24 protein-coding genes are annotated in these 19,912 nt (G+C 60.5%); 13 read left to right on the top strand and 11 right to left on the bottom strand.

All coding sequences use genetic code 11. The features are described 5' to 3' along the window. The first annotated feature begins 8 nt into the window (after window positions 1-8). Window positions 9-395 carry a Cu(I)-responsive transcriptional regulator gene (gene cueR / locus GGD50_RS12135; protein ID WP_107109728.1) on the top strand — a complete coding sequence of 129 codons (387 nt, stop codon included), beginning with the start codon at window positions 9-11 and terminating at the stop codon, window positions 393-395. A gap of 252 nt (window positions 396-647) precedes the next feature. On the opposite strand, the gene GGD50_RS12130 is transcribed toward cueR, so the two are convergent. Continuing rightward, complete coding sequence (locus tag GGD50_RS12130) at window positions 648-1,838, bottom strand: acetyl-CoA C-acyltransferase (RefSeq protein WP_107109729.1); 1,191 nt, start codon at window positions 1,836-1,838, stop codon at window positions 648-650. Between the two features lie 197 nt (window positions 1,839-2,035). Between GGD50_RS12130 and GGD50_RS12125 the strand changes: the two genes are divergently transcribed. Together GGD50_RS12125 and GGD50_RS12120 are read left to right on the top strand one after the other, a co-directional pair. Continuing rightward, the gene (locus GGD50_RS12125) at window positions 2,036-2,266 is read left to right on the top strand and encodes a type II toxin-antitoxin system VapB family antitoxin (protein ID WP_107109730.1); all 231 of its coding nucleotides are present in this window, start codon (window positions 2,036-2,038) and stop codon (window positions 2,264-2,266) included. Further along, window positions 2,266-2,661: a type II toxin-antitoxin system VapC family toxin gene (locus GGD50_RS12120; RefSeq protein ID WP_107109731.1), complete on the top strand. Its 396-nt coding sequence runs from the start codon at window positions 2,266-2,268 to the stop codon at window positions 2,659-2,661. The genes GGD50_RS12125 and GGD50_RS12120 overlap by 1 nt, the downstream gene beginning before the upstream one ends. A gap of 16 nt (window positions 2,662-2,677) precedes the next feature. Here the strand turns inward: GGD50_RS12120 and GGD50_RS12115 are convergent, their stop codons facing one another. The 7 genes from GGD50_RS12115 to hutI all read right to left on the bottom strand — a co-directional run bounded on the left by GGD50_RS12115 (window position 2,678) and on the right by hutI (window position 10,515). After that, window positions 2,678-2,986, bottom strand: a complete 309-nt coding sequence (locus tag GGD50_RS12115; RefSeq protein WP_107109732.1) for a hypothetical protein — start codon at window positions 2,984-2,986, stop codon at window positions 2,678-2,680. Between the two features lie 104 nt (window positions 2,987-3,090). Beyond that, window positions 3,091-4,530 carry an MFS transporter gene (locus tag GGD50_RS12110; RefSeq protein WP_107109733.1) on the bottom strand — a complete coding sequence of 480 codons (1,440 nt, stop codon included), beginning with the start codon at window positions 4,528-4,530 and terminating at the stop codon, window positions 3,091-3,093. Window positions 4,531-4,733: 203 nt separating this feature from the next. After that, window positions 4,734-5,396, bottom strand: coding sequence for a sulfite oxidase-like oxidoreductase (locus tag GGD50_RS12105; RefSeq protein ID WP_107109734.1), 663 nt, complete (start codon window positions 5,394-5,396; stop codon window positions 4,734-4,736). A 78-nt stretch (window positions 5,397-5,474) separates the two neighbouring features. Then, window positions 5,475-6,038, bottom strand: coding sequence for a HutD/Ves family protein (locus GGD50_RS12100; RefSeq protein ID WP_107109735.1), 564 nt, complete (start codon window positions 6,036-6,038; stop codon window positions 5,475-5,477). Between the two features lies 1 nt (window position 6,039). Further along, window positions 6,040-7,725, bottom strand: a complete 1,686-nt coding sequence (hutU, locus tag GGD50_RS12095) for a urocanate hydratase (RefSeq protein ID WP_104824744.1) — start codon at window positions 7,723-7,725, stop codon at window positions 6,040-6,042. A gap of 1 nt (window position 7,726) precedes the next feature. Then, window positions 7,727-9,262 carry a histidine ammonia-lyase gene (gene hutH / locus GGD50_RS12090; protein ID WP_107109736.1) on the bottom strand — a complete coding sequence of 512 codons (1,536 nt, stop codon included), beginning with the start codon at window positions 9,260-9,262 and terminating at the stop codon, window positions 7,727-7,729. Then, complete coding sequence (hutI, locus tag GGD50_RS12085; RefSeq protein ID WP_107109737.1) at window positions 9,259-10,515, bottom strand: imidazolonepropionase; 1,257 nt, start codon at window positions 10,513-10,515, stop codon at window positions 9,259-9,261. The genes hutH and hutI overlap by 4 nt, the downstream gene beginning before the upstream one ends. A 101-nt stretch (window positions 10,516-10,616) precedes the next feature. Here hutI and GGD50_RS12080 point away from each other — a divergent pair, with 101 nt between their 5' ends. Then, window positions 10,617-11,960, top strand: a complete 1,344-nt coding sequence (locus tag GGD50_RS12080; RefSeq protein WP_107109738.1) for a formimidoylglutamate deiminase — start codon at window positions 10,617-10,619, stop codon at window positions 11,958-11,960. Window positions 11,961-12,043: 83 nt separating this feature from the next. Then, window positions 12,044-12,763, top strand: coding sequence for a histidine utilization transcriptional repressor HutC (gene hutC, locus GGD50_RS12075; protein WP_107109739.1), 720 nt, complete (start codon window positions 12,044-12,046; stop codon window positions 12,761-12,763). A 74-nt stretch (window positions 12,764-12,837) separates the two neighbouring features. Here the strand turns inward: hutC and GGD50_RS12070 are convergent, their stop codons facing one another. Further along, on the bottom strand, window positions 12,838-12,990 hold the full coding sequence (locus GGD50_RS12070) for a hypothetical protein (RefSeq protein ID WP_181316122.1): 153 nt from the start codon (window positions 12,988-12,990) through the stop codon (window positions 12,838-12,840). A 197-nt stretch (window positions 12,991-13,187) separates the two neighbouring features. On the opposite strand from GGD50_RS12070, the gene GGD50_RS12065 reads away from it, so the two are divergent. From GGD50_RS12065 to GGD50_RS12035, 7 genes are all read left to right on the top strand, one after another. Then, window positions 13,188-13,772: a TetR/AcrR family transcriptional regulator gene (locus GGD50_RS12065; protein ID WP_107109740.1), complete on the top strand. Its 585-nt coding sequence runs from the start codon at window positions 13,188-13,190 to the stop codon at window positions 13,770-13,772. Window positions 13,773-13,978: 206 nt separating this feature from the next. Further along, a complete protein-coding gene (locus GGD50_RS12060) occupies window positions 13,979-14,602 on the top strand; it encodes a single stranded DNA-binding domain-containing protein (RefSeq protein ID WP_107109741.1) in 624 nt (207 codons plus the stop codon). A 191-nt stretch (window positions 14,603-14,793) separates the two neighbouring features. Then, window positions 14,794-15,651, top strand: a complete 858-nt coding sequence (locus tag GGD50_RS12055) for a cytochrome b/b6 domain-containing protein (RefSeq protein WP_107109742.1) — start codon at window positions 14,794-14,796, stop codon at window positions 15,649-15,651. Then, complete coding sequence (locus GGD50_RS12050) at window positions 15,648-16,424, top strand: molybdopterin-dependent oxidoreductase (RefSeq protein WP_107109743.1); 777 nt, start codon at window positions 15,648-15,650, stop codon at window positions 16,422-16,424. Before GGD50_RS12055 ends, GGD50_RS12050 begins: the two co-directional genes overlap by 4 nt. Window positions 16,425-16,533: 109 nt before the next feature. Then, window positions 16,534-16,788: a hypothetical protein gene (locus GGD50_RS12045; protein ID WP_107109744.1), complete on the top strand. Its 255-nt coding sequence runs from the start codon at window positions 16,534-16,536 to the stop codon at window positions 16,786-16,788. A 294-nt stretch (window positions 16,789-17,082) separates the two neighbouring features. Next, window positions 17,083-17,424, top strand: a complete 342-nt coding sequence (locus GGD50_RS12040; RefSeq protein ID WP_107109745.1) for a type II toxin-antitoxin system RelE/ParE family toxin — start codon at window positions 17,083-17,085, stop codon at window positions 17,422-17,424. Continuing rightward, entirely contained in the window at window positions 17,424-17,750 is a 327-nt protein-coding gene (locus GGD50_RS12035; RefSeq protein WP_107109746.1) for a helix-turn-helix domain-containing protein, read from the top strand. The genes GGD50_RS12040 and GGD50_RS12035 overlap by 1 nt, the downstream gene beginning before the upstream one ends. A 143-nt stretch (window positions 17,751-17,893) precedes the next feature. On the opposite strand, the gene GGD50_RS12030 is transcribed toward GGD50_RS12035, so the two are convergent. Further along, a complete protein-coding gene (locus GGD50_RS12030; protein WP_107109747.1) occupies window positions 17,894-18,364 on the bottom strand; it encodes an Lrp/AsnC family transcriptional regulator in 471 nt (156 codons plus the stop codon). A gap of 147 nt (window positions 18,365-18,511) precedes the next feature. Between GGD50_RS12030 and GGD50_RS12025 the strand changes: the two genes are divergently transcribed. After that, window positions 18,512-19,261 (top strand): tryptophan 2,3-dioxygenase family protein, encoded by a 750-nt coding sequence (locus tag GGD50_RS12025; RefSeq protein WP_107109748.1) that lies wholly within the window; start codon window positions 18,512-18,514, stop codon window positions 19,259-19,261. Between the two features lie 16 nt (window positions 19,262-19,277). Here the strand turns inward: GGD50_RS12025 and mntR are convergent, their stop codons facing one another. Then, window positions 19,278-19,733 carry a manganese-binding transcriptional regulator MntR gene (mntR, locus tag GGD50_RS12020; RefSeq protein WP_107109749.1) on the bottom strand — a complete coding sequence of 152 codons (456 nt, stop codon included), beginning with the start codon at window positions 19,731-19,733 and terminating at the stop codon, window positions 19,278-19,280. Window positions 19,734-19,912 lie beyond the last annotated feature (179 nt).

Here is a 19,912-nt window from a genome sequence, read left to right as displayed (position 1 = left end):
GAGTTCAGATGAATATCGGCGAAGCATCCCGCCGTTCCGGCCTGCCGGCGAAGACGATCCGCTATTACGAGGATATCGGCCTGATCAGCCCCGATCGCTGTGAAAATGGCTACCGCGACTACGGCTCGGACGACGTGCACAAGCTGCGTTTCCTGCACCGCTCCCGCAGCCTGGGCTTCTCCGTCGACGAGTGCCGGCAACTGCTGGCGCTCTACGAAGACAAAAGCCGCGCCAGCGCCGACGTTAAGGAAATCGCCACATCGAAGCTCACCGAGATCGACCGCAAGATCCGCGAACTGACCGAGCTGCGCCGCACACTGGAGCATCTGGTGCATGCCTGTCATGGCAACGATCGGCCGGATTGTCCGATCCTCGAGGAGCTATCGGAGGGGTGAAGTTGCTGCCTCGGCAGGTCAGGCGAATGCGTTGATGCCGGAACGACGTACCTGGCCCCTCACCCCCCTCTCCCCGCAAGCGGGGCGAGGGAGCTTTTCGTGCCCTACACTGCCCTCCGGCGGAGTGAAGAGGCGTTGTTTTGCACCGTCGTCCCTTCTCCCCGCATGAGCGGGGAGAAGGCTAGGATGAGGGGCCATGCCCGCAGGCGCGGCATCGGCAGACGCGCCTGACTTGCCCCATAATCCCTCCGGTCAATTCACCCGCTCCACCGCAATCGCCGTCGCCTCGCCGCCGCCGATGCAGAGGGCGGCGACACCCCGCCTCGCGCCCTGGCGCTGCAGCGCATGCAGCAGCGTCACGATCAGCCGTGCACCGGTGGCCCCGATGGGATGACCCAGCGCACAGGCGCCGCCATTGATGTTGAGGCGGTCGCGGTCGATACCGAGATCCTTGGCGGCGGCCATGGCGACGACGGCGAAGGCTTCGTTGATCTCGAAGAGATCGACATCGCCGACTTTCCAGCCGGTCTTGTCCAAGACCTTGCGGATCGCGGGGATCGGCGCGGTTGTGTACCAGGCCGGCTCTTGGGCATGGGTCGCATGCGCTCTAATCTCGGCGAGGATCGGTAGTCCTTCACGCTCGGCGATCGAGCGGCGTGTCAAGACCAGCGCAGCCGCGCCGTCCGCATTGGCCGAGGCGCTGGCGGCGGTGATCGTACCGTCCTTGCGGAAGGCCGGCTTCAGCGTCGGGATCTTTTCCGGCGAGACCTTCTGCGGATGCTCGTCCTTGTTGATCGTCACCGGACCGCCCTTGGCGGCAACGGAAATCGGCGTGATCTCGGCTTCGAACGCCCCCGTCTCGATCGCCTTGCGCGCACGCGTCAACGTCTCCACAGCATAGGCATCCTGGTCGTCGCGGCTGAACTGATAGGCTTCGACGGCCATCTCGCCGAATTCGCCCATCGAGCGGCCTTTTTCGTAGGCGTCTTCCAACCCATCGAGCATCATGTGGTCGAAGATGCGGTCATGGCCCAGGCGGTAGCCGCCCCGTGCCTTGGCGAGCAAATAGGGCGCGTTCGACATCGACTCCATGCCACCGGAAACCGCGATCGAGGCGGAGCCGGCAAGGATCAGATCATGCGCCAGCATGGTCGCCTTCATGCCCGAACCGCAGACCTTGTTGATCGTCGTAGCGCCGACCGCATCCGGCAATCCTGCGCCTCGCGCTGCCTGTCTGGCAGGGGCCTGCCCCTGCCCCGCCGGCAAGACGCAGCCGAACAGCACCTCATCCACCTTCTCCGCGGACAATCCGGCACGCTCCAAAGCAGCACGGATGACATACGAGCCAAGTTCCGGTGCCTGCAACGGAGACAATTCGCCTTGGAAACGGCCGAGCGGCGTGCGCGTAGCGGAGACGATGACGACAGGATCGGTGACAGACATGATGGCTCCTCACAATTTGCAAGTTAAGTGATCAAAACCATTGCTACCACGTTAAATGATGTTCGTCATGTAAATATCTCGGAAACATTTCCTCGCACAAAAAGCGTCCGCTATTGCACGATTTGGAATTGCCGGAATGATTGTTCGTTTCGCCGACATGCATTATGAATATCCATAATTTAGAAATTGGATATCCCATGCCTCTCTACATCAAAGACGATGCCATCGACCTGTTAGCGCGGCGCTACCAGGCGCTGACGAAAACGTCCACTAAAACCGAAGCCGTGCGGCTGGCATTGCAAAAGGCGCTGGACGAGGAGCTTGCCAAACCGTCGCTCGTCGATATCGCCGTCACCTTCTGTCGTAACCTGAAGCAGAAGGCAGCCACCAAAGAGACGGCCAATCCTCTTCCCGGGGAGGATGCCTGATGTTCATCGATGCTTCTGTGCTTGCCGCCATGATGACCGATGAGAATGATGCGCGTGAATTTGCCACGCGCATGCAGGCCGATACGGTGCGTATGACCTCACCTTCGACAGTGGCGCAGGCGGCGATCCATGTCGCCGCCATGCTCGATCTGTCTTTTATCGATGCCGGCGACGCGATCAGAACGTTTTTGACGCTGGTAAACATTCAACTGCTGGCCACGCCCCCGCGCGCGGCTTTTCTCGCGCTCGAAGCCTATGAGTGTTTCGGAAAAGGCCGCCATCCTGCCGATCTCGACTTGGACGATTGCATGGCCTACGCCTGCGCCCGCTATTATCGGCAACCGCTATTGGCGAAAGGCGACCGGTTCGGCCATACGGATATCGATATGGCCTAACCGGTCTGTATCGAAACTACTGTCCAGGGCAACGCGAGGTCGGACCGGCGGCATATGTGTTCGAAACGCCAACGGCGTTCGGCGCTGCGGCGCATTGCAACCTCGTTATCGCATCACCCGCACGGATGGGACCGGTGACCGACGGATCGGTGTTGATCGTGCCATCCGGAAGGATTGCGTCCTTGGAATGATCGACGACGCCAAAGTCGGTCTGGATTGCCTGTGCGTCGAAGGTCGTTGTGCGATGTTTGTGAGCGGGGCCAGCCAAAGCTACGCTGGATGCGCCAACGATGAGGGCGGAGATGGTAAGAGCCTTGAGCAGCATGGCACGTGTCTCCTATGAAGTTGAAACCCATTTTATATTATGAATCACGAAGATATTTTACACCATCGCATGGCCACACGTCACGCTTGTTTGATGGACCTGCATCACGTGTTCACGCGATGCCGCGACACTTCCGCGCCCGCATCATGCGGCAGGCGGAGGAATCGCAACGCCGACACGGCCCCGATCAGGCTGACAACGATGAACGCCCAGTGGAAATCGACCAGGGAAAGGCTTTCACCGCCATGAATGGTGCGCGAGAGATTGAGAACTGCGGCAGCGACGGCCACGCCGAGCAGCAACGACACTTGCTGCAGCATGCTCGATAGGGTCGAGGCGGAACTGCGCTGTGCGGCATGAATATCGGCAAAGCCGAGCGTATTCAGCGCAGTGAAGTTCATGGACCGCGAAAGTCCGGCAATGAATAGCAGGCAATATATTACGATGTCCGGCGTCGACGGGAACAGAAACGCACATGCGCCGATGCTGGCCGAGGAGATCAGGCCGTTGACGACGAGCACGTTGCGGAAGCCAAAGGCTTTCAACATCTGCGTGGTGATCGCCTTCATGCCGAGATTGCCGACGAAGTAGAACAGCAGATACGTACCGGCAGAGATCGCCGTCCGCCCAAAGCCCACCTGGAAGAGCAACGGGACCAAAAAGGGCGTGGCATTGATCGCCACCCGGCTCGCCGTTCCCGCCGAAAGCGTCGACATGGCGAAGGTCTGCACCTTAAAGGCGGAGAGATCGAGCAGCGGCGCATCGACCTTCATGAAATGCCGGGTGGCGATGACGGAGAAAAGCACGCCCGCAGCGATGAGCCCGAAGCTGGGAACCAATCCGGTCGTACCCTGCACGACGAATTCCAAACCGGCGAGCAGGAAGGTCAGCCCTGCCGCCGACTGGAGGAAACCGATAAAATCAAGCGGCGCAACCTTCTGCTCCCGCTGATCCGGCACGAACCGCAGCACGAGACCGAGACCGATGATGCCGATCGGGATGTTGATCAGAAAGTTCCAATGCCAGCTCAGATAGGTGGTGATGAAGCTGCCGAGCACCGGGCCGATAACGGGCGCCGTCAACGCCGGCCAAGTGATCATCGACATGGCATGCACGAGATCGGATTTGCGCGCGTTTTTCAGCACGATGATGCGACCGACCGGCGTCATCAACGCGCTGCCGATACCCTGCACCGCACGGGCGATGACGAATTCGGTCAAATTGCCGGAGAGGCCACAGAACAGCGATGCCACGGTGAAAACCGTGATCGATGCCAAGAACACCCGCCGTGCTCCATAGCGATCGCCGGCCCAGCCCGCCAGCGGCACGAAGGCAGCCATGGTGAGCAGATAGACCGTGATGCCGATGCTCATCGCCACCGGCTCGACACCGAACGTCGCCGCCATCTGCGGCAATGAGGTCGTGACGATCGTGCCGTCCAGGATCTGCATGAAGAAGGCGACGGCGACGACGAAAGCGATGATGCGGGATTGCCGGCCGAAATTTTCTTCGGAAGGCTGCTCTGTGGTCCGAACAACGGTCATGACATGAAATTTCAGAAAATGGCGTTAAGGGGCCGGGTGTCCCCGACAACAATCATACGATCATTGAATACGCCTGTAGGCATTGCTTGCAAAGCCGCAAACCCATGCCGGAGCCATCAAAAACTGGCACGGTGACATAAAAAATCGCGATCTCTGCCGGGTTTTCTTCGGTCGCACCTTCGGCCTGCAACGTCGTGCAGGGGTCAATCGTCCGAGTATCGCTGCTCCCGCCAGGGGTCCCCATACATGTGATAGCCGTTCTTTTCCCAGAAGCCCGCCCTGTCAGCACCGATGAGCTCGATGCGGCTCAACCACTTGGCGCTTTTCCAGAAATAGAGATGCGGCACGACGAGGCGCATCGGCCCGCCATGCTCGCGCGTCAGCGGCTGGCCTTCCCAGGCGGTGGCAAGGATCGCATCCTCGGCCGCGAAGTCCGCAAGGGGCAAGTTGGTGGTGTAGCCGTCATAACTCGTCAGCAGCACATGCTGCGCCTCGGGCGTCGGCATGGCGAGATCGAGCAGATCGCGCGTCGAGACACCCTCCCATCGGATATCATAACGCGACCATGTGGTTACACAGTGGATGTCGCTGACATGGGTGCTTTGCTCGATCGCCTGGAAAGCCACCCAATCGAGACTGAGCCGCTTTTCCACAAAGCCGAACACGTCGAGCCGCCAGCTCAAAAGCGACACCTGCGGCTGCTGACCGAGATCAAGCACCGGCCAGTTCCTGACGAGATGCTGCCCCGGCGGCAAGCGCTCTGTTTCCGGCCGGCTGATCCGCCCGGTCAGAAACTTGCCCTCCGCCGCCCAGCGGCGCTTGGAGGTAGTGAGCTTGCTATCGGCGGGGATCGGATCGTCGCTCATGCAGGTATCCTCTCTGCGGCGCAGAAATAGGATAGCGGAGCCGGGTGGGTGTCAAGTCGGAGGGCTGCTGATAGCCGACTATATTGCCTCGATGGCGATGCAGAATAGCTGCGCCTGGCCGGAGACCAAATGTCGCGTGGCGCCATCGTTAGAAAGCAAGAGACAATCGCCCACGGCAAGTGCCGTACCATCGATTTCGACATTGCCACGATGGCAAAGAACTACGCTGGTCCCGCCCTTGAAAGCGACTTCGCTGTTTCCATCAACCGAAACGCGCCATACCGAATGCGTATATCTGCCCCGCCGCGTCATCACGTTGAGGTCCGTGATCGTCCCGTCGATTAGAGTCGCCGAGGTCGGCGCATCGGCCGCGAAGGGCAGCGGATCGCTCGCCTGTGTCAGGCGTTCAGGCTCCCGCCCTTCGATGAAAAGGGTCATGCCCTCGCCCTCGAGAATGGATAGCGTGCGATCTATGCCTGGAAAGACTGAAAACGGTCCATCCGTGGCAACGGTCGCCATGCTGACGCGCCAGTCGAAGTCGGCAAGCCCGGCGCCGTCGGGCGAAACGGCGATCTCCACCGTTTCGCCGCCGCCGTTTTTCCAGGGCATGCGCTTATGGTCGCTGGCGCGCAGCAGCTTCATCTTAGTTCCCCAGGATGGCCGGCAGGCGCAGGCCCTGCTTCTTGGCCCAGTCGAGGGCAATGTCGTAGCCTGCGTCGGCGTGGCGCATGACACCGGTTGCCGGGTCGTTCCAGAGAACGCGTTCCAGACGCTTGGCCGCATCATCCGTGCCGTCGGCGCAGATGACCATGCCGGAGTGCTGGCTGAAGCCCATGCCGACGCCGCCGCCGTGATGCAGCGATACCCAGGTGGCGCCCGATGCGGTGTTGAGCAGCGCGTTCAGCAGCGGCCAGTCGGAAACGGCATCTGAGCCGTCCTTCATGGCTTCCGTTTCGCGGTTCGGCGAGGCGACCGAGCCGGAGTCGAGATGGTCACGGCCGATGACGACGGGCGCCTTCAGCTCGCCGTTCCTGACCATTTCGTTGAAGGCGAGGCCAAGACGGTGACGATCGCCGAGACCGACCCAGCAAATGCGTGCCGGCAGGCCCTGGAAGGCAATGCGCTCGCGCGCCATGTCCAGCCAGTTGTGCAGGTGCTTGTTGTCCGGCAGCAGCTCCTTCACCTTGGCGTCGGTCTTGTAGATATCCTCCGGATCGCCCGAGAGAGCAGCCCAACGGAACGGACCGATGCCGCGGCAGAAGAGCGGACGGATGTAAGCCGGCACGAAGCCCGGGAAGGCGAAGGCGTTTTCGAAGCCTTCATCCTTGGCGACCTGGCGGATGTTGTTGCCATAATCGAGCGTCGGCACGCCAGCATCCCAGAAGGCGACCATGGCTTCCACATGCACCTTCATAGAAGCACGGGCGGCAGCTTCGACGGCCTTTGGATCGCTCTCGCGCTTTGCCCTGTGTTCGGCGACCGTCCAACCGGCCGGCAGGTAGCCGTTCAGCGGGTCGTGGGCAGAGGTTTGGTCGGTGACGATATCCGGGCGTGGGCCGCCGGCCTTCATGCGCTTCACCAGTTCCGGGAAGATTTCGGCGGCGTTGCCAAGCAGGCCGACAGACTTGGCTTCACCGGCCTTCGTCCATTTGTCGATCAGGGCCAGCGCTTCGTCGAGCGTCTTTGCCTTCTCGTCGACATAGCGGGTGCGCAGGCGGAAATCGATGCGGGTTTCATCGGATTCGACGGCGAGGCAGCAGGCACCGGCCATGACAGCCGCCAGCGGCTGTGCGCCGCCCATGCCACCGAGACCACCGGTCAAGATCCACTTGCCCTTGAGGTTGCCGTTGTAATGCTGGCGACCGGCTTCAACGAAAGTCTCATAGGTGCCCTGCACGATGCCTTGGGTGCCGATATAGATCCACGAGCCGGCCGTCATCTGGCCGTACATGGCAAGGCCCTTCTTATCCAGTTCGTTGAAGTGATCCCAGGTCGCCCAGTGCGGCACGAGGTTGGAGTTGGCGATCAGTACGCGCGGCGCATCCTTGTGGGTGCGGAACACGGCGACCGGCTTGCCGGACTGCACCAGCAGCGTCTCGTCCTCGTTGAGCGTCTTCAGCGTCGCAGCGATGCGGTCGAAATCGTCCCAGGTGCGGGCAGCGCGGCCGATGCCGCCATAGACGACCAGCTCATTCGGGTTTTCCGCAACGTCCGGATCGAGGTTGTTCATCAGCATGCGCAGCGGCGCTTCGGTCATCCAGCTTTTGGCGTTGAGCTCCGGGCCGCGAGGTGCGCGGATTTCGCGGATATTATGGCGTGGGTTGGTCATGTCATATCTCCAGAGAGGGCAGGATGCCGGCGGATACGGATGCGTTGAGGGCGCCGGAAGCGACGAGGTCGCTGGCGGCCTTGAGGTCGTTTGCCATGTAGCGGTCTTCATCCAGCGTGGGTGCTGCGGCGCGGATGGTGGCAATGGCAAGGGTCAGTTCGGGACTGGTGGTCAGCGGCGCGCGAAGCTCGACGCCCTGCGCCGCCGTCAGCGCCTCGATGCCGACGATGCCGAAGAGATTGTCGGTCATCGGCAGGAGCCGGCGTGCGCCATGGCAAGCCATGGACACATGGTCTTCCTGATTGGCGGAGGTCGGCGTCGAATCGACCGAAGCCGGATGCGACATCTGCTTGTTTTCCGACATCAACGCGGCGGAGGTGACCTCGGCAATCATCAGTCCAGAGTTCAGACCGGGCTTTTTCGCGAGGAAAGCCGGCAAGCCATAGCTCAGGGCCGGATCGACCAGCAGAGCGATACGGCGCTGCGAGATCGCACCGATCTCGCAGATAGCGATCGCGATCTGATCGGCAGCAAAAGCCACCGGCTCGGCATGGAAATTGCCGCCGGAGACTACGGAATTGTCCGACAGGACAAGCGGATTGTCGGTGACGGCATTGGCCTCGATTTCAAGCGTGCGGCCGGCCGAACGCAGGAGATCCAGGCAGGCGCCATCGACCTGCGGCTGGCAGCGGATGCAGTAGGGATCCTGAACGCGCTCGTCGCCCTCGATATGGCTTTGACGGATCACCGAGCCGGCAAGCAGGCCACGAAGGGCAGCAGCAGTGTCGATCTGGCCCTTATGGCCGCGCAGCGTGTGGATATCGGAATGGAACGGTGCGGAAGAGCCCATGGCGGCATCCGTCGACATCGCGCCGGTGATCAATGCTGCCTGCGCGGCGCGATGGGCGCGGAAAAGGCCGGCGAGCGCGAGAGCCGTCGAAACCTGCGTCCCGTTGATCAGCGCCAAACCTTCCTTGGCGGCAAGCACGACCGGCGTCAGTCCAGCCTTTTTCAGCGCGGCTGCGCCATCCAGCCGTTCGCCGGCATAGAAGGCCTCGCCATGGCCCATCATCACGGCGGTCATATGCGCGAGCGGGGCGAGGTCGCCGGAAGCGCCGACGGAACCCTTCTCGGGGATGACGGGCACGACGCCCTTTTCAAGCATCGCCTCGATCAGCCGCACCAGCTCCAGCCGTACGCCGGAAGCACCGCGGCCGAGCGAGATCAGCTTCAGCGACATGATCAGGCGAACGACGTTCTCCGGCAGCGGCTGGCCGACGCCGCAGCAATGCGAAAGAATGAGATTGCGCTGCAGCGTGGCGACATCGGCGCTGTCGATCTTGATGGAGGCCAGTTTACCAAAGCCGGTGTTAATGCCGTAGACCGGCGCGTTGCCGGCGGCGATCTCGGCAATACGCGCAGCGGCTTTGAGAATGCCGGCATCGAAGGAGGCATCGAGCTTGGCAGGCTCGCCAGTCCAATAGATCGCGGCCAATTGTTTCAGCGAGACGGAGCCTGGATGGAGTGTGACGGTCATCGGTCGAATTTTTCTCCCTTGAAGACGCGGGCATGAAGCGGATTGAAGCCGATGCGATAGACAAGCTCGGCAGGGCTTTCGATGTTCCAGATGGCGAAATCGGCCGATTTTCCGGCCTCCAGCGTCCCGGTCTTGGCGAGCAGGCCGAGAGCACGGGCACCCTCACGGGTGGCACCCGCGATGCATTCCTCGACGGTCAGGCCGAAGAGGGTCGCTGCCATGTTCATCGTCAGCAGCATCGAAGTCAGCGGCGAGGTGCCGGGATTGCAATCGGTGGCGATGGCGATCGCAACACCTGCCTCGCGCAGCGCCTTGACCGGCGGCTTCTGCTTTTCATGAATGGCATAGAAGGCGCCGGGCAGGATGACGGCGACCGTGCCGGCATCCGCCATGGCCTTCACGCCGTCCTCATCGAGATATTCGAGATGGTCGGCGGAAAGAGCGCCATAGGAGGCGGCAAGCTTGGCGCCGCCGAGATTGGAAAGCTGCTCGGCATGCAGCTTCACCGGGATGCCAAACGCCTTTGCACGATCGAAGACGCGGGCGATCTCGGCCGGCGAAAAGGCAATCCCCTCGCAGAAGCCGTCGACGGCATCGGCCAGGCCCCTGGCATGCGCTTGCTCCAGACCCGGCAACACGACGTCGGAAATATAGTCGTCGTTCCGACCCCTATAGTCCGCCGGCGTCGCATGCGCGGCGAGATAGGAGGTGACGACGCGGATCGGACGGGCGTCTTCCAGCGCACGAGCGGCTTGCAGCATCTTCAATTCGGATTCGACGCTGAGACCATAGCCGGACTTCACCTCGATCGTGGTGACACCTTCGGCAAGCAGCGTATCGAGGCGGGGCAAGGCCGTCGCAATGAGATCATTGACGGAAAGCGCGCGCGTTGCGTTGACGGAGGAGACGATGCCGCCGCCGGCCCGCGCGATTTCTTCGTAGCTCGCGCCTTCCAGCCGCATCTCGAATTCGCGGGCGCGGTTACCGCCGTGAACGATGTGCGTGTGGCAATCGATGATACCGGGCGTGATCCAACGACCTTCCAGATCGACGACTTCGGCATCGCCGGTCTCAGGCACATCGCTTTCATTGCCCGCAAAAACGATGCGGCTTCCCTTGGTCAGGATCGCACCCTTCTCGACAATGCCGAGCCCTAGCCGATCGCCTTGCAAGGTCGCCAGACGGGTGTTGCGCCAAAGGCGGCTTTTGCCCTCGGATCTCACGCTATCGCTGGAAAAATTGTTCCCACTCATCAGCTTTACGCCTTTCCTTATGGGCTCATAATGTATATACATATTAAAAGAGCTGACAAGAGGGATTTTGGACTCAGTATCCAAAAGGAAAGAGCTAGGTCATGACGAAACTTCATGCACGTTCGGCGCTGCTTCACGATGGCTGGCGGGAAAATGTCCGCCTGACTCTGGAGGACGGCCGCATTGCCGGCATCGAGGCTGATGTTGCAGCAGAGGCCGGCGACGAGCGGCACGACATTCTGGTCCCTGCCATGCCCAATCTCCACAGCCATGCCTTTCAGCGCGCCATGGCCGGCCTTGCGGAAGTTCGTGGCCCGGCTAACGACAGCTTCTGGAGCTGGCGGACCGTCATGTACAAGTTCGCGCTCTCGATGACCCCCGATCATGTCGAGGCAGTGGCCGCGCAGCTCTATATGGAAATGCTGGAAGCGGGCTTCTCCCGTGTCGGCGAGTTCCACTATCTGCATCACGACAAGGACGGCAGCCCTTACGCCAATGTCGCCGAGTTGGCCGAGCGCATCGGCGCAGCAAGCGCCGAAACGGGCATTGGGTTGACACTGCTGCCGGTCTTCTACGCCCATTCCGGTTTTGGTGGCGCGGCTCCCATCGATGGCCAGCGGCGCTTCATCAATTCGCTCGATCGATTCGAAGCGCTGATGGCCGGCTGCCGGACGATCGTTGGCCGGTTGCCAGGCGCCGAACTCGGCCTCGCCCCGCACAGCCTGCGGGCGGTAACACCGGAAGAGCTGGAAAAACTCGTGCCGCTCGCCGGTAACGGGCCGATCCATATCCATGTCGCCGAACAGGTGAAGGAAGTGGAGGATTGCATCGCCTGGTCGGGTGCCCGCCCCGTGCAATGGCTGCTCGATCACGCCCCGGTCGACGGGCGCTGGTGCCTCATCCACGCAACCCATATGACCGATGACGAAACCCGGCGAATGGCGAAAAGCGGCGCGATCGCCGGCCTCTGCTCCGTGACGGAAGCCAATCTCGGCGACGGCACTTTTCCGGCGCCGCTCTTTCTGGAAGAAGGCGGCCGCTATGGCATCGGCTCGGATTCCAACATTCTGATCTCCGTTCCGGAAGAACTGCGGCAGCTCGAATATTCCCAGCGCCTGGCGCTGAGGGCCCGCAATGTCATCGCCTCGTCGGGCGGCTCGACGGCGCGCGCGCTGTTCGACCATGCCATTGCCGGTGGCGGCGCAGCCTTGAAGGCACAAGTCGGGCTCGCTGTCGGCCGTTACGCCGACGTTGTCTCGCTCGACGTCAACGCCGTTCCCTACCTCTCCGGCGATCAGATCCTCGATCAATGGATGTTCGCCGGCGGCGTTACAGTCGACAGCGTCTGGGCACAGGGCCGCAAGCAGGTCGAAGGTGGCCGACATAAGCAGCGGAAAACGATCGCTGCCCGATTCCGCGCCGCTATGACCGAACTAATCGGTTGAAAAAGCACTTTTCCTCGCGACAATGAAATCCTAAATGAACACAGTGGCGATCACCCAGGTCTCACGAGGAAACGGTCGGCGGCATGACCACAGCTAAAGAAGCGACCCTGCATCAGCGTATCCTGAGCGATATCGAGAGCCGGATCGTTTCCGGCGATTGGCCGCCCGGCCATCGGATACCCTTTGAGCTTGCTTTGGCGGAACAATATGACTGTTCGCGCATGACGGTGAACAAGGTGCTGACGCAGCTTGCCCGGGCAGGCTTGATCGAGCGGCGCAAGCGTTCGGGAAGCTTCGTCACGCAACCGCAGGCGCAATCGGCGGTGTTGGAAATCCACGACATCAAGTCCGAAATCCTGTCGCTGAACCTGCCCTACTCCCATAAGATCGTGAAGCGCGCCAAGCGCAAGGGCCGCCCCGACGATGCGCGGAGGCTGCAATTTGCCGGCGCAGTCTCGGTACTGGACATCACCTGCATTCACTATGCCGGCCGCAGGCCTTTCTGTCTGGAAGATCGGGTCATCAATCTCGATGCCGTCCCCGAGGCGGCTCAGGTCAATTTCGACGAATTGCCGCCGGGACCGTGGCTGATCAATCAGGTGCCTTGGAGCACGGCCGAACACCAGATCCGAGCCATCCCGGCCGAGGGCGAGGCTGCCGCAAGCCTGGATATCGCCAAGGGCACCGCCTGCCTCGTCATCGAACGACGCACCTGGAGCAACCTCGGACCGATCACGCACGTCCGCCTGACCTATCCCGGCGATCGTCATACATTGGTGGCGCGCTTCACGCCCTCGAGCTGAAACCGCGCGATCCTTTGTTTTTACGCATTCCGAACGGAAAACCGCTTCGCACTTTTCCTGGAATTGCTTAGCCGCTACTGGCGCTGCACGGGCTCGCTCTGCATCGGGATAAGCGTGTCGGATTGATGGATGGGCTTCACGGGATTGACCAACAAGATACTGAGCGCAATCAGCACGAGCGCCAGGATAAGGATAATGCCGATCAAAAATGGACGAATGGCGATCATTTCGGTTCTCCAATCTTCCGCGTTTGATGCCATAACGTGACAGGAAGGGGATTTTGAGGCAACCGGCTTTTTTGCGCTCAGACATTGCGTGAAACTATAAAGTTTCAACCCTATTCCCCTATTTGCTGAATTCTCGGCGACGAAACGGATAATCCGAGCGACTTGACAGGCACCCTACCAATAGGTAGGCAAAACGAATGAGCAATATTTCGACAAAAGCCGACGAGATCGTCCAATCCGCACGCGGCCTGATCATCGCCGGCGGCTACAACAGCTTCAGCTTTGCCGATATTTCGGCAGAGGTCGGCATTCGGAAAGCCAGCATCCATCACCATTTTCCGACCAAGGCCGATCTCGTCAGGATCGTCGTGGCGCGCTATCGGGAGGAGGCACGGCAAGGCCTCGCGAGGGCCGACGCCGATATTGCCGATCCCGTCGCGCGCCTTCGCGCCTATACGGGCTTCTGGGAAGCCTGCATCAAAGACGATACCGCCCCCTTCTGCCTCTGCGCCATGCTTGCCGCCGAACTGCCGGTGTTGCCGGCCGATGTTGCCGCCGAAGTGCGCGGACATTTCCGCGATCTCTCGGGGTGGCTTGCCACTGTCATGGAAAAAGGCGCGGCCGAAGGCCGTCTCGTTTTGCCCCGCCCGGCAGCCGAGGAGGCCCTGTCCTTCATGGCAAGCGTACATGGCGCCATACTCTCGGCGCGAGCCTTTGGCGACCCGGCGGTCTTTGCCACCATTGTCGAACCGCTGTTCGACCGACTGGCCTTTCCCCATTGAAATTATTCATCATTTCGTGATTTCGATGGGTAACGTGCCTCTCACGCTTGTTTGATTGGCGAAGCTACCGAGTGGTAGATAGGATCGCCCCCGTTGCAGATCGGGATGACGATCTTCCGATCCTCCCATGCAAAGAACTCTATTGGCCGATCCCGGCCGTCTGTCGAAAAACCTACCGATTAGTAGGTATATCAAGGAGACTAATCATGGATCGCAAGCTTCTGACCAAGGGCATGTTGGCCCTGGCCGCCGGCGCTGTCGTAACGCTGGCCGCACTGCAGGGGGCCAATGCCGCCGACCGTGTCCGTGTGCGCGGCACGATCGAAAGCCTCGATGGCGATACTCTCAAGGTCAAGTCCCGCGACGGCAAGGACATCAGCGTGATGCTGAAATCGGGCTGGGCCGTCACCGGCGTAACCAAGGCTTCGGCAACCGATATCAAGCCCGGCGATTTCGTTGGCATCGCTAATGAGCCGACGAACAGCGGTGTTGCAGGCGCCATCGAAGTCGTGATCTTCCCCGCCGCGATGAAGGGCACGGGCGAAGGCGACCGGCCCTGGGACTCGAAGCCAAACAGCTCCATGACCAACGCCACGGTGGCCAATGCCGTCAAGTCGGTCAACGGCCCGACGCTGACCCTGACCTACAAGGGCGGCGAGAAGAAGATCAACATTCCGGACGGCACTCCGGTCGTGACCCTCGTCTCGGCCACCAAGGACGATCTGAAGGCCGGCGCCGGTGTCTTCATCACCGGTGAAACCTCTGGCGACGGCATGGTTTCCAGCGATCGCGTCGCCGTCGGCGTCAACGGCACCATTCCACCCATGTGATCTTCCCGTCAAAAAGATCTTCCCGCCAAGGGAAGCTCGCAGGCCAATCGGCATCCGCCCGCCGTCGGCCTGCCACGCGGCGCTCCATGTTTAGCCCCTGGCGATGGAGCGCCGCCACATTCCCGGTCGATTTATGGTACTATGCGGCCGGGTTTCCAGAGGGTTCGTTAGATTTCGAGAGGAGCCTAGCCATGGCCGACATCGATGCGACCGGTGCGCCGCCTGCGCACCCCCGGACGATCTACATTCGCCGGCATTCGATCGTCACCCGCCTGACGCACTGGCTGAATGTGCTCTGTCTCTCCCTGCTGCTGATGAGCGGCATGCAGATTTTCAACGCCCATCCCGCCCTCTATTGGGGTCAGTACGGCGCCAATGCCGATCCGTCGTGGCTGCAGATATCGGCCACCGATGGCGACAACCAGCCCTACGGCACCTTCCGCATCGGCAACCTGACGATCCCGACGACCGGCATTCTCGGCGCTTCGAAAGAGGACGGTGAGTGGACCGAACGCGCCTTTCCCGCCTGGGCGACGATCCCAAGCTACCAGGATTTGGCCGACGGCCGACGCTGGCATTTCTTCTTCGCCTGGCTCTTTGTGTTCAACGGCCTGATTTATCTGCTCTACGGCTTCATTGCCGGCCATTTTCGACGTGATCTGGCGCCCTCGGGTGCCGAAGTTTCGCTGCATAATCTCTGGCACGAGATTGTCGAGCATGCCCGCCTTCGCTTTCCGAAAGGCGAGAAGGCCAAGCGCTACAATGCGCTGCAAAAGCTCACCTATCTCATCGTCATCTTCATTCTGCTGCCGCTGATGCTGGCGACCGGGCTTACCATGTCGCCCGGCATCGACGCCGGCTACCCATTCCTACTCGATATCTTCGGCGGGCGGCAGACGGCGCGCAGCATTCATTTCATCACCGCCTGGACGATCGTGCTCTTCGTCCTCGTACATGTGGCGATGGTCATCCTGTCCGGCCTCTGGAACAACATGCGCTCCATGGTGACCGGCCGCTACGCCATCCGCACGGAAGGAGAGGACGCATGAGCAAGATCGTCAGCCGCCGCCGCTTCCTCATCGGCTCCGCCGCCAGCCTCGGCGCCATCGGCCTTACCGGCTGCGACGACATCACCGAGAACCAGAACGTCCAGAAGGTTTTGGCATTGGCCGAAGGCCTGACCATGGGCACGCAACGCCTGCTCGTCTCGCCGCAGGCGCTTGCCCGTGAATATACCGACAAGGACATCTCGCCGACCTTCCGCCCGAACGGCACGGATAATCCCGGTAGCGAAGACTATGCCGCGATGGTGGAAAACGGCTTTTCCACCTGGAAGCTGAAAATCGACGGCATGGTCAACAAGCCGATGGAATTTTCGCTGGCCGATCTGAAGAAACTGCCGTCGCGCACGCAAATTACCCGCCATGACTGTGTCGAAGGCTGGAGCGCCATCGGCAAATGGACCGGCGTACCGCTCGGCCTCATCCTGCAGAGCGCGGGGCTGAAGCTGGGCGCGCGCTATGCAGTGTTCTACTGCGCCGACGAGTTGGAGCAGACGCTCGACGGCAGCGGCCGCTACTACGAGAGCATCGACCTGATCGATGCCTTCCACCCGCAGACGATCCTCGCCTATTCGATGAACGGCAAGGATCTCGAAGTCGCCCATGGCGCGCCGCTGCGTCTGCGGGTCGAGCGTCATCTCGGCTACAAGCATGCAAAATACGTGATGCGCATCGAAATCCGCGACAAATTCGACGATATCTGGGGCGGCAAAGGCGGCTTCTGGGAGGATCGCGGCTACGAATGGTATGCCGGAATCTGAAACAGCATCGCGTCGGCATGATCCAATTTGTCGCAGGCCGGCGCCGGAACACTCATGGCGGGTATGCGTTTGTTAAAAGGGCGATTATGCCCTTTCGGAGGAAATGCACATGCTGAGATCGATTTTGATCGCTGCCGTGCTTGCGGCTGCGGGCACTATGCCTGCCTATGCTGCATCTATGGCGAAATGTGACGATGCTTCCATTTCGGCCTTGCAGACCAAGGTGGATGCAATGACCGACCAGACGAAAAAGACAGCCGCCACCAAACAGGTGGCCATGGCGAAGGATGCCATGAAGGCCCACAAGATGAAAAATTGTGTGACCCACATGGAAAATGCCGAGAAGGGCATGAGCAAGATGTAATGGCTCGCCGCCACTTTGGTGGATCCGGAGGATGAGGCCCGGACTTCCGGGCCTTAAGTTTGTTAGGGCGCGAGAGGGCATATGTTTCGGTGGCAATAGGCTCTCCCTACAAACCGGCCCGTTTTGAAAATCGCAGCTATATCGCCCGGGGCATTCTGCCCAACTTCCTTATCGGCGCTCATGTGGCTATCGGCGGCTTCTCCGTGCTGAAGGGCGACAGGATGGATTTGCAATAGCGGCGCACCTAAACTTTCGCAAGAAAATGCTTGCGATAATGTTGTCATATATGACAACATGCGCCCCATGAGAGAGATTGCATGGGTTCGGGCAGCGCTGAGAGATTTTGAGGAGTTCCCTCAATCCGTTCAGGATAGAATGAAAGATGCCCTCGCTATCGCAAGCATGGGCCAAAAGGCTGATATCGCGAAGCCCATGAAAGGCTTGGGGTCGGGCGTGTTTGAAATCGCCCTGCCATACCGCACGGATGCTTACCGGGCTATCTATGCGGTTCAGTTGGGAGATGCCATTTGGGTGGTTCACGCCTTCCAAAAGAAATCCACCAAAGGGATAGCAACGCCTCAAAAAGAGATCGAGCTGATTCAAGCCCGTTTAAAACGAATAAAGGAGATGTTGTGATGAGCGACAATGACTTTGAAGTCGTCCGGGGCAGCGGCAACATTTACGCTGATCTAGGCGACCCCGACGCCGATGCAAAGCAAATGAAGACGCAGCTTGCGGCCGAGATCATTGCGGCGCTCGATCGGCGTAAGCTGACCGTGCGCGACGGAGAAAAGCTAACTGGCGTAACTGCCGCTGACCTTTCCCGCATTCGCAATGCAGACCTAAGCCGCTTCACCATTGATCGGCTTGTGCGAGTTCTTAATGCACTCGACCGCCATGTAACCGTCAAAGTCACGCGAATGCCTAAACGCTCCAAGGAACCGGCCGCCGCGTCAGCTTGATAAGCGAAAAGTAAGGCGGAGGAAAGCTTGTGGGGTTTCCCCCGCCTTTTCCGTTAGAGGTATTTCGACGCAAACCTACGCCACAGCGACGGCCACCTGGTCCGCGACCTGACTGCTTTATGCACCCAAACGCCGGCTAACGGCTACCCGCGGATATGCCGCGCCGCATCGGCAAACGAGATATCCGACTTGATCTCCCGCGTCGACATCGACGTCACCGTGTGCCGCACGCCGGGCAGCCGGTTCAGTTCCTGGCGCAGCAGCCGGTCGAGGGCGGCCATGTCGGCAGCCAGTATATGCAGGAGATAATCGGCCTCGCCCGTCGTCGCATGGCAGCGCCAGATCAGCGGATGGCGGCGCACAGCGGCTTCGAAGGCATCGAAGCGCTCGACGTCGATCGATACTTGCACGAAGGCTTCCAGACCGAAGCCGAGCTGCGCCGGATCGAGAATCGTCCGGTAGCCTCGGATCACACCGGCCTCTTCCAACGCCTTCACGCGCTTCCAGCACGGCGTCTTGCTGAGACCGACCCGTTCGGCAAGCGCGGCAAAGGAGATGCGGGCATCGGCTTCCAAAGCGGAGACGATTTTGTGGTCGAGCGCGTCCAAGTCCATCGTTCTCTCCATTGTCCCATTCAAAGCCATTCGTACTCTCAATTGCCAATTTTGAATGACAATCAGGAACAATGTTCAAGCGAAATTTTCGTATCCTTCCACAAGGGCAAAATGCCAGCGGCAATGGCCGGGATAAAGGGAACGAAGATGCAGAAGAAAGAATATTACGCGCGCATCGAGGCGCCAGACATGCGCGACTATGGTGTCTATCTGCAATGCGACAAGCTGCTCGCCTGCCAGAAACCATTAAACGAGATGGTCAATGGCGACGAGCTGCAGTTCCAGATCGTCCATCAGGTGGAAGAGCTCTGGATGAAGCTCATCGCCTATACGCTGGTCGATGTCATTGCCTTCATCGAGGAAAACAATACCCATCGCGTCGTGACGCTCCTGGGCCGCGTCCACCGGCTGATGCGGATGATGACGGCGCAGCTCGATCTGCTCGAAACCATGTCGCCGAAGGAATATCAGCAGATCCGCCTGCAACTCGGCAACGGCAGCGGCCAGGAATCGCCCGGCTTCAAGTTCCTGTTGCGCCTGCCGCCCGATCTCTGGCGGGCCTTCAAGGCCTATTATCTCGATGCGCCAGGATTGACGGTAGTGGACCTCTATGACGGCAAATACGATCACGGTGACGGCTATGTCGTGGCCGAGGCGCTGGCGGAATTCGACGAGCTCTTCCAGAAATTCCGCGCCAACCACATCTACCTGATCCAGCGCTCGATCGGTCTCGGCTCGAAATCCCTCAAGGGCCGGCCGGTGGAGTTGCTGCAGGCCGGCGCCCACCATCGCTTCTTCCCCGATCTCTGGGATATCCGCGCCGAGATGACCGATCGCTGGGGCAGCCAATACGGCGTGGTGCGCGATTCCATTTCCAAACACGACGCGGCGGAATAAAGAGCGAGCGCCCTGATCACCCCTCGCGCTGCATGGCGCGACGGAATGCTTTCAGCGTTTCGGCGCTGACGTGATGCTCCATGCCCTCGGCGTCGATCCGCGCCGTCTCGGCGCTAACGCCGAGCCACCGCAGGAATGCCTCGACGGTCTGATGGCGGGCGCGGATGTCCTGGGCGATCTTGCCGCCCGCCTCCGTCAGAAAAACGCCGCGATAGGGGCGCCGCGATACGAGCCCATCTTCGCAGAGCCGCGCGAGCATCTTGGCGACCGTCGGCTGCGACACGCCAAGCCTTGCCGCGATATCCACCTGCCGCGCCTCATTGCCGTCATCGATAAGATCGGCGATCAGCTCGACATAATCCTCCACCAGAGCGCCACGGTTGGCCTCCCGCGTATGGCGGAAACCCTCCGAATGCGTCTCGGCATCCGGCAGCGGCTCTTCCCGATGGATTGGCAGTTTTCTCTTCGGCAATGCGTTCGGCTCCCCCGAGATACGGATAAACTCGCTTTTATCTTTATAGCACCGGCTTCAATCTTGAAAGCGGATGATGATTTTTGCGGGTGGCAGCGTGATCGCGCCACTACAATGCCGATACTATAAAATATAGCCTATTGCATAATGTTGATATCCGGCATATTTGTTTAGTCATG

The sequence above is a fragment of the Martinezella paranaensis genome, assembly GCF_014200235.1.
Taxonomy (GTDB): Bacteria; Pseudomonadota; Alphaproteobacteria; order Rhizobiales; family Rhizobiaceae; genus Rhizobium; species Rhizobium paranaense.
The sequence above is the reverse complement of the archived record's forward strand: the minus strand, read 5'-3'. Positions and strand labels throughout refer to the sequence as shown.